We start from the raw sequence: 6,473 nt of genomic DNA on the forward strand, positions 1-6,473 counted from the left end.
CGGTCATCGTGATGATGCCTTTCGAGTGGAGGTAAGAGACTTCTCGAAGGATCACACGGTGACCGCGCTTACGTCGCGAGCGACGAGCCGGCCACCGTGGGCTACACCACGCTACGGGGCACTACTGTGTCGATCCACGTCGTTCAAAAGCTCCTAGGGCATCGCTCGCTGTCTTCGACGCAGGTTTATGCGCACGTCGTCGACAAGACAGTCCGCGATGAATGGGAGAAGGCGACCTTCATCAACGTCGAAGGCGAAGTCCTCGACCTCCCTAGTGGGGAGGCGGCGGAGGCGGAGTTCCTGCTATATAAGATCGGCAGAGCGGTACAGCCGCTGCCGAACGGCCATTGCGGACTTCCCATACAGCAGTCGTGTCCGCACGCAAACGCTTGTCTGGATCGCTGCCCGCACTTCCTCACAACGCCTGCCTTCCTGCCCGTACTGGAAGCGCAGAGCGCCGAGTTTGACAGAACTATCAGTGTGGCTGAGAAGGCGGGCCACCTCCGCATCATCGAGATCAATCGTCGACCGAACGATAATCTGAAGAGAATAATCGCGACGATCCATGATGAAAGGGCAAAAAATGAGCTCAGACCTTGAATCTCGTGTAGCCGTTCTTCGGGGGGCAAACGAACGCAAGTCCGAGCGAGCACGCGAAGCAGCTCTTCGGGCGCTGCTAACGCTCGCAACGAGCGGTTCCAAAGTCAACGTCAACGCGGTGGCGCGAGAGGCGGGAATCTCTCGGGGCTTCATTTACGCACACGAAGATCTTCGTTGCCTAGTCGCGGAGAAGAGCGAGGAATCGAAGTCTGCCATGCGCCGCGCTACCCCCAGCCCCAACGTCAAGTCCTTAACAGCTCGGCTTGCCATCGCGCTTCGGGAGATCGAGAAGCTGAAGGACGCCAAGAAGAAGCTGGAACAGGAGAAGGCCGAGCTGTCGGCGCGGGTGGAGAGCCTCACGGCGCAACTCTTTGAGCGAGACGCTAGACGTCTATAAGTAGGTACGGTGCCCCCACAGGGGCTCGAACCCTGGACCCACGGATTAACCTGCTGCACTGAGTTTCCCCAGCCACCGTCTCCGGCTTGCAGTCTGGACTATATCTTCACCTTCGGCCGAGCCGGTCAGGTGCGCCGCGTGTAGTCTCTGAGGTTCCCTTGCGGTTACCTGCTGATTGCCCAATCCATCGGATTTTCACTGCCCTCGCGGGCGAGTACCTCAGGCTCTAAGGGTGTTCCAGCATATAGCGGCGGTCATCTGACGTGTTTCCACGCCAGCGCTCCTTTTTGTTGAAGTCCGTTGCTCTAACCAACTGAGCTATAGGGGCGAGTCCAGCCTACCAACGCGGCGCCGTCCGTTGTCGAGTCGGGGTGGAGCGAACTCCTGAGCGAGGTGTCCTGGTCAGCGGCTCCCGCTACCGAGTGGTGACGTCGGGGGCGTCCGGGGGAATGAGTTGACTGAGGGGCACCTCGAGTACCTGGGACAGAGCCACCATCACCAGCAACGTTGGGTTCGCCGGGGTATGTGCCTGCGACTTGCCCTGTTCGTACGCCTGATACGTGTAGCGGGTGAGTCCGGCTCGGTACGCCACAGCCTCCTGTGAGAGCCCGGTTGCGATCCGAGCGCGGTGAAGATTGACCCCGAGTTCGCCGGCGAAGGCTTCCCACTCTGCGCTGTGACTCGCCGGCTTCTTTCCCACCCTTCCAGCCTGACGAGATGCCTTCCTAGTATGGCCTTTCTCATATGGCATAATCGGGAACAGCCATACGAAACATTCACTCCATCGACCGACGCGACCTTGCGTCTCGACCTGCACGTGTGCCGCTGCGCATCGGCTCCGGGTCGCCTCGATGCGTAGGTCCCGTTCAGGTCGACCCCGATTGTTGAGTAGCAGTGACTGATCTCCGACCGATCTGGTGGAGTGCCGCGGAGGTCGAAGCCCCCGCCGAGTGGATCGCGGCGTTCAAAGCGCTCACAGATAAGGTTCGCTCGGACGCTCTGGGTCTCACCGCCGCGATCTTCATCGCGCGTGTGCGTCGCCGTACCGGCCGCGGTCCCACCTTCTCTGAGCTGTTCGCCGAGCTCTTCGAGGACGAACCCCTCCATCCCGAATGGCCGAGTGGTCTGACCTACCCGGTGCGCGCCAACATCCACCATGCGTTCCGCCTCCACGTCGCCATCCAATGGAAGCGCGGAGGTTGGATCAGCTGGGATCCGGGCGTGGAACGTAGCCTGCGGGTGGGCCCTGAGTTCCGGGAGCGGTCACGCGCGCGCCAAGCTGCGAGGGCGAGATGAGGTTCCCCGCGCCAATCTACGGAACAGGAGTGGAAAAGTGCGGACACCACCACCCCTGAAAGCTATCGAGGTCACGCCGACCGTCGATCTACCCGACCAGCGGGTCGCCGTCCTCGGCGACATCCACGGCAACTTCCGATGGCTGGACATCGTCGCCAGGTCGATCCGTGCACTCGCCCCCGACATCACCACCATGTTGCAGCTCGGCGACTGGGCGATGGACCCCGGCACCACGGACGAGGCTCTCGATGGCACCGGCATCGAGCGTATCTACGTGACGCTCGGAAACCACGAGCCCTGGGACCAGATCACTCCGCTGCTCAAGGCGCATCCTGGCCACGCCATTCAGGTTTCCGAAATCACTTGGATCCTGCCCCGGCCTGCCCGCCTGACCATCGGCGGTCGCACTGTCCTCTCGCTCGGAGGCGCGGTGTCCGTCGATAAGGCCTGGCGGCAGGAAGGCGTCACCTGGTGGCGGGACGAGGAGATCACTCGAGAGCAGGTGTCGGCAGCCATCGCCGGGGGACCCGCGGACCTCATGCTCACGCACGAGTCTCCCGCCGGCACTCCTGTTCGCGCTGTGCGGGAGATCCTGCGAACGAATCCCTTCGGTTTCCCGGCCGACGCCATCGCGGACTCGGCCACGTCCCGCGCACGGGTGGCGAAGGTCTGGAACATTGTCTACCCGGAGCTCCTCATTCACGGTCACATGCATGCGCCCGGCGGCGGGCAGACCGAAGACGGGCTGCGAGTGGCAAGCCTCGGCCAGGACGGCCAACAAGGCAACCTCGGGTTCCTCGACATGACGACGCTGCGCATCGAGACGCCGACGCTTCGACAGATCCGGGAGGCGGCGGGGCGATGACAGAAGAGACGGGGAACAATCCGTGGGCGGCCATCATCGGCCCCTGCTACTCCGCTTCTTCGTTAGCTCGAACTCTCGGATGGAATGAGGCCCTCATCGTTGAGGCCGCGGCATCTCGCCACTTGCTCGAGTTGGAGACCAGCGACGGAGCATCGCTCTACCCGGCGTTTCAGGTGTGGGGAGGGCGTGTAGTCGACGGCCTAGGTGCCGTACTTCAAGTGCTGAGCACGGCGACGTCTTCTCGGTGGACGTGGGCGCAATGGCTGAACGCGTCGACCGACGATGACTCAGGCGACGACGCCCCAAGTGCAATCGAGCAGCTGCGCGCTGGTCAACTGGACAATGTCCTGCGTGATGCGCGTCATGCTGCAGCGGCGTGGAGCTCCTGACGTCCCTGGGTGACTTTGCACCGTGCGTGGTTGCCCCGCCTCTTCCTCGGGAGTTCCATCCCTCTGACCTGCAGCGGGGCGGTGACAGACAAGGTCGGCGTGGCGATATCGTGTCGGCACACGCAGAGAGGCTTCACCATGGACTTCCAGATGAACCCCGACTTTCCCCGCCAGATGCAGGAGCAGCTCAACAAACTGAAAGCTGTGCTCGATGAAGTCTCATCCGAATATGCAGGCCAAGACGTCGAGGTAGTCAGGAAGGCACTGCGCAGTCGCTGGCGAGCGGTGGGGAATGGCGCAGACGTGACTGACCCGGATCTCACCAACGTGGCGACGCGGATCAGCCTGGGGAAGCGCGTGTGGATGGAAGACGACGGAAAGATCATGTCGGACGACTAGTCACGCATCTCGCGCGGAAGAGAGAGTTGTACTGGGCTAGTCTCACCCCATGGGTCTACTCGACTGGTTCGGGCGTAGGAGTCCACCTGCCGTCAGCCCGGGCCGCGCCGGAACCCCCACCAAGCCGGTCCTCGTGTCACGACGCGAGACGGCTTCAGGCATCACTGTGTCTGCCTACGCGCCTGGAGGGCCGCCGGAAGGATACGTCTCACCGTATCTGTCGGCGGATGAGGCCGAGGAGCTCGTTCACCTGGACGAGCGCGGGCTGCCAAACCTCCGCATCGTGGAGTTCAGAGGCGAGTGGTGGCTGGCAGAGTTGTCGACCGGGCGGCTGGTGAACGCGGGATCCCGGGTGCTGAGGCGTCTCGGAATCTGGAGCGTGCGCGTCCGTGGCGACGAGTACGCGCCCGGCACGCTGCGAATCGGTCCAGCCAGCCTCGTTCGGGAACCGGATAACGAGTTCGACGCGAACGCTATCGCGGTCTATCAGGATGGGGTTCGTTGTGGCTACTGGAACAAGGGTGCTGCCCGATCTCTAGCGAAGCTCCTTGATAGTGGACTGGAGATGGCCGCATACGCCATCTCCGCTCGGCCGCCGAAGGTGATTGCGACGGAGCAGCGGCTGCTCAGTCACCTTGTGGGGAAGCTACGGCCATAGACATCCCCGGCATCCGCCGTCGGAGAGCACTACCCATCTCGCGGTTGCACTGCATTACCCCATACCCAGCAGCGGAACATTTGCTCACCCGCTCGAAACTCGATGCCGGCCGCAAGTGGCGTGGATCGAGCTAGCTTCGCGTCGACGCGGATGGCTTCCGGTCCGAACCTCACCCAGGCGGAAACGGCCGTGAGCGGATGCGGATAGATCGTGAGGGGTTGCTCCCGCAGCCCGATCTCGCGTGGCGTCAGCGATTGCAGAGGTCCAGACCGCGCTGCGGACAGCACTGCCTGATGTTGCGCGCGCATGTCGTAGTGCGCGGCCAGCCGCTTGCTCGATCCCATGCCGGCACCCTTTCCCCGGCCGAGAATCAGACTAGCAACATTCGAATACTTGTTCTATTCTTTCAGCATGCGCACCGCCACTCATCACCCTCCTGCCACGATATGGATGGTCGACGACATCCCGGCGCGGATGATGTTCGCGGGCCGCCGCTGGCGAGTCTCAGATACCCCCACGCGCCTGCGTGATTCGATCTGGTCCGCTCCGCATGAGCCGTATCGTGGCCTGTACGGGTGGCGGTTCCAAGCCACGGACGATGACGGACATTCTCTTGTCTTCGACGTGTTCCGCGGCGAAGACGGGTGGCACGTCCACAAGAGTTACGACTAGGTACGCCAGTTGCTCGCCGTGCGCGGAGACGGTTCTTCTGCCGTCTGACCCCTCGGTAATCGGTCGAGGTATCGAGCGCAGCAGCTACTTCCTGTCGATGGGGATCAAGCGAGGGATTGCGCGGACGTAGATGGTCATCCCAATCAGCTCGACGAGGGTTTGAGCGACGACCACGGCGGGAACCAGGGCGAGCTCGGCCGGAAGCGCAAGTGCAAGCGGAAGGACGACGAGCGAGTTGCGGGTCGCGCCCGAAAACGTCACAGCCCGCCCGCTTGCCGGGTCGAGGCGGGCGATGCGACTCGTCCATGCGCCGATGAACGCCATAATCACCAAGAAGGCAAGGTAGATCGGGATCACGGCGGCCACTCGCGACAGGTTGGACATCACGAGTCCGGCTTGTGATGCGACCACGATGAAGAGGGTTGCCATCATCAGCGGCACCATGACACCTAAACCAATCCTTTCGACGTTGGCTACCCACCGGACGCGCGTGGTTGCGCACTGGGTGAGCGCGGCCAGGATCAACGGAATCAGTATGAGGAAGACGAACGCCTCCACGAACGGTGCGACTTCGATGCCCTCGAGGACTCCAGGCCCGGCGAGGGCCGACAGGTAGACCGGGAGCAGCAAGAGCTGAACAACCATCAGCAATGGCGCCGCGGCAACGAGCTTGCTTTGAGCGCCGCCTGCGAGTCCCGTAAACACGATGACGTAGTCAATGCACGGAGTGAGAAGTACAAGCAACACCCCGACTAGTAGCGCCGTGTCGAACGCAACGAAGCGCGATAACCCAAACGCGACGACGGGGACTATGACGAAGTTCAGCACGAGCGTCGTTACGAGGAATCTTGTGTCGCGGAAACCATCAATCAGACGCGTGAAGGGCACGCCCAGGAACGTCGCGTAGAGCAAGAGTCCGATGGCTGGGTTGATAGCCGCCTCGAGAGCATGTGCAGCTGGTAAAAGTCCTCCGACGCCTAGACCAGCACCGATAGCAACGACATACAGAGGAATCTGGTGCTTCTCGAACCATCGTTGTGCCTCAAGGACGCTGCTCACGCGGCGACCAAGGTCAAGCCCCAGCACGTGGTGTAGCGGTCGGTGATCCTTCTGCTGTTGTTTTCGGTTAGGCGCTGAGCTCGAGGACGGTGTCGGTGTTCACCTCGGTTCTGGTGTCGGTGACGAGGGTGAGGCGGG

Annotated in this window: 10 protein-coding genes; 7 read left to right on the plus strand and 3 right to left on the minus strand. The window is 62.4% G+C overall.

Going from position 1 to position 6,473, the window contains the following annotated elements; all coding sequences use genetic code 11:
* Positions 1 to 96 precede the first annotated feature (96 nt).
* Together WFM69_RS19085 and WFM69_RS19090 are read left to right on the plus strand one after the other, a co-directional pair.
* The gene (locus WFM69_RS19085) at positions 97 to 600 is read left to right on the plus strand and encodes a hypothetical protein (protein ID WP_337007401.1); all 504 of its coding nucleotides are present in this window, start codon (positions 97 to 99) and stop codon (positions 598 to 600) included.
* Positions 584 to 997 carry a DUF6262 family protein gene (locus tag WFM69_RS19090; protein ID WP_337007402.1) on the plus strand — a complete coding sequence of 138 codons (414 nt, stop codon included), beginning with the start codon at positions 584 to 586 and terminating at the stop codon, positions 995 to 997. Before WFM69_RS19085 ends, WFM69_RS19090 begins: the two co-directional genes overlap by 17 nt.
* A 415-nt stretch (positions 998 to 1,412) precedes the next feature.
* On the opposite strand, the gene WFM69_RS19095 is transcribed toward WFM69_RS19090, so the two are convergent.
* Positions 1,413 to 1,748, minus strand: a complete 336-nt coding sequence (locus tag WFM69_RS19095; RefSeq protein WP_337007418.1) for a helix-turn-helix transcriptional regulator — start codon at positions 1,746 to 1,748, stop codon at positions 1,413 to 1,415.
* A gap of 143 nt (positions 1,749 to 1,891) precedes the next feature.
* Here WFM69_RS19095 and WFM69_RS19100 point away from each other — a divergent pair, with 143 nt between their 5' ends.
* From WFM69_RS19100 to WFM69_RS19115, 4 genes are all read left to right on the plus strand, one after another.
* Entirely contained in the window at positions 1,892 to 2,293 is a 402-nt protein-coding gene (locus tag WFM69_RS19100) for a hypothetical protein (RefSeq protein ID WP_337007404.1), read from the plus strand.
* A 37-nt stretch (positions 2,294 to 2,330) separates the two neighbouring features.
* Entirely contained in the window at positions 2,331 to 3,158 is an 828-nt protein-coding gene (locus WFM69_RS19105; RefSeq protein ID WP_337007406.1) for a metallophosphoesterase family protein, read from the plus strand.
* A gap of 527 nt (positions 3,159 to 3,685) precedes the next feature.
* Positions 3,686 to 3,946 (plus strand): hypothetical protein, encoded by a 261-nt coding sequence (locus WFM69_RS19110; protein ID WP_337007408.1) that lies wholly within the window; start codon positions 3,686 to 3,688, stop codon positions 3,944 to 3,946.
* A 49-nt stretch (positions 3,947 to 3,995) separates the two neighbouring features.
* A complete protein-coding gene (locus tag WFM69_RS19115; RefSeq protein WP_337007410.1) occupies positions 3,996 to 4,604 on the plus strand; it encodes an HIRAN domain-containing protein in 609 nt (202 codons plus the stop codon).
* 29 nt (positions 4,605 to 4,633) lie between these two features.
* On the opposite strand, the gene WFM69_RS19120 is transcribed toward WFM69_RS19115, so the two are convergent.
* On the minus strand, positions 4,634 to 4,948 hold the full coding sequence (locus tag WFM69_RS19120) for a hypothetical protein (RefSeq protein ID WP_337007412.1): 315 nt from the start codon (positions 4,946 to 4,948) through the stop codon (positions 4,634 to 4,636).
* A gap of 67 nt (positions 4,949 to 5,015) precedes the next feature.
* On the opposite strand from WFM69_RS19120, the gene WFM69_RS19125 reads away from it, so the two are divergent.
* Complete coding sequence (locus WFM69_RS19125) at positions 5,016 to 5,276, plus strand: hypothetical protein (protein ID WP_337007414.1); 261 nt, start codon at positions 5,016 to 5,018, stop codon at positions 5,274 to 5,276.
* An 84-nt stretch (positions 5,277 to 5,360) separates the two neighbouring features.
* On the opposite strand, the gene WFM69_RS19130 is transcribed toward WFM69_RS19125, so the two are convergent.
* On the minus strand, positions 5,361 to 6,335 hold the full coding sequence (locus WFM69_RS19130) for an arsenic resistance protein (RefSeq protein ID WP_337007416.1): 975 nt from the start codon (positions 6,333 to 6,335) through the stop codon (positions 5,361 to 5,363).
* Positions 6,336 to 6,473 lie beyond the last annotated feature (138 nt).

Source organism: Microbacterium sp. LB12, from assembly GCF_037150835.1.
Taxonomy (GTDB): domain Bacteria; phylum Actinomycetota; class Actinomycetes; order Actinomycetales; family Microbacteriaceae; genus Microbacterium.

What these genes read in the sequence shown, in the direction of transcription:
- WFM69_RS19115 (WP_337007410.1), top strand. Translation starts at nt 3,996, where the DNA reads ATGGGTCTACTCGACTGGTTCGGGCGTAGGAGTCCACCTGCCGTCAGC.
- WFM69_RS19090 (WP_337007402.1), top strand. Translation starts at nt 584, where the DNA reads ATGAGCTCAGACCTTGAATCTCGTGTAGCCGTTCTTCGGGGGGCAAAC.
- WFM69_RS19095 (WP_337007418.1), bottom strand. Translation starts at nt 1,748, where the DNA reads ATGCCATATGAGAAAGGCCATACTAGGAAGGCATCTCGTCAGGCTGGA.
- WFM69_RS19120 (WP_337007412.1), bottom strand. Translation starts at nt 4,948, where the DNA reads ATGGGATCGAGCAAGCGGCTGGCCGCGCACTACGACATGCGCGCGCAA.
- WFM69_RS19125 (WP_337007414.1), top strand. Translation starts at nt 5,016, where the DNA reads ATGCGCACCGCCACTCATCACCCTCCTGCCACGATATGGATGGTCGAC.
- WFM69_RS19110 (WP_337007408.1), top strand. Translation starts at nt 3,686, where the DNA reads ATGGACTTCCAGATGAACCCCGACTTTCCCCGCCAGATGCAGGAGCAG.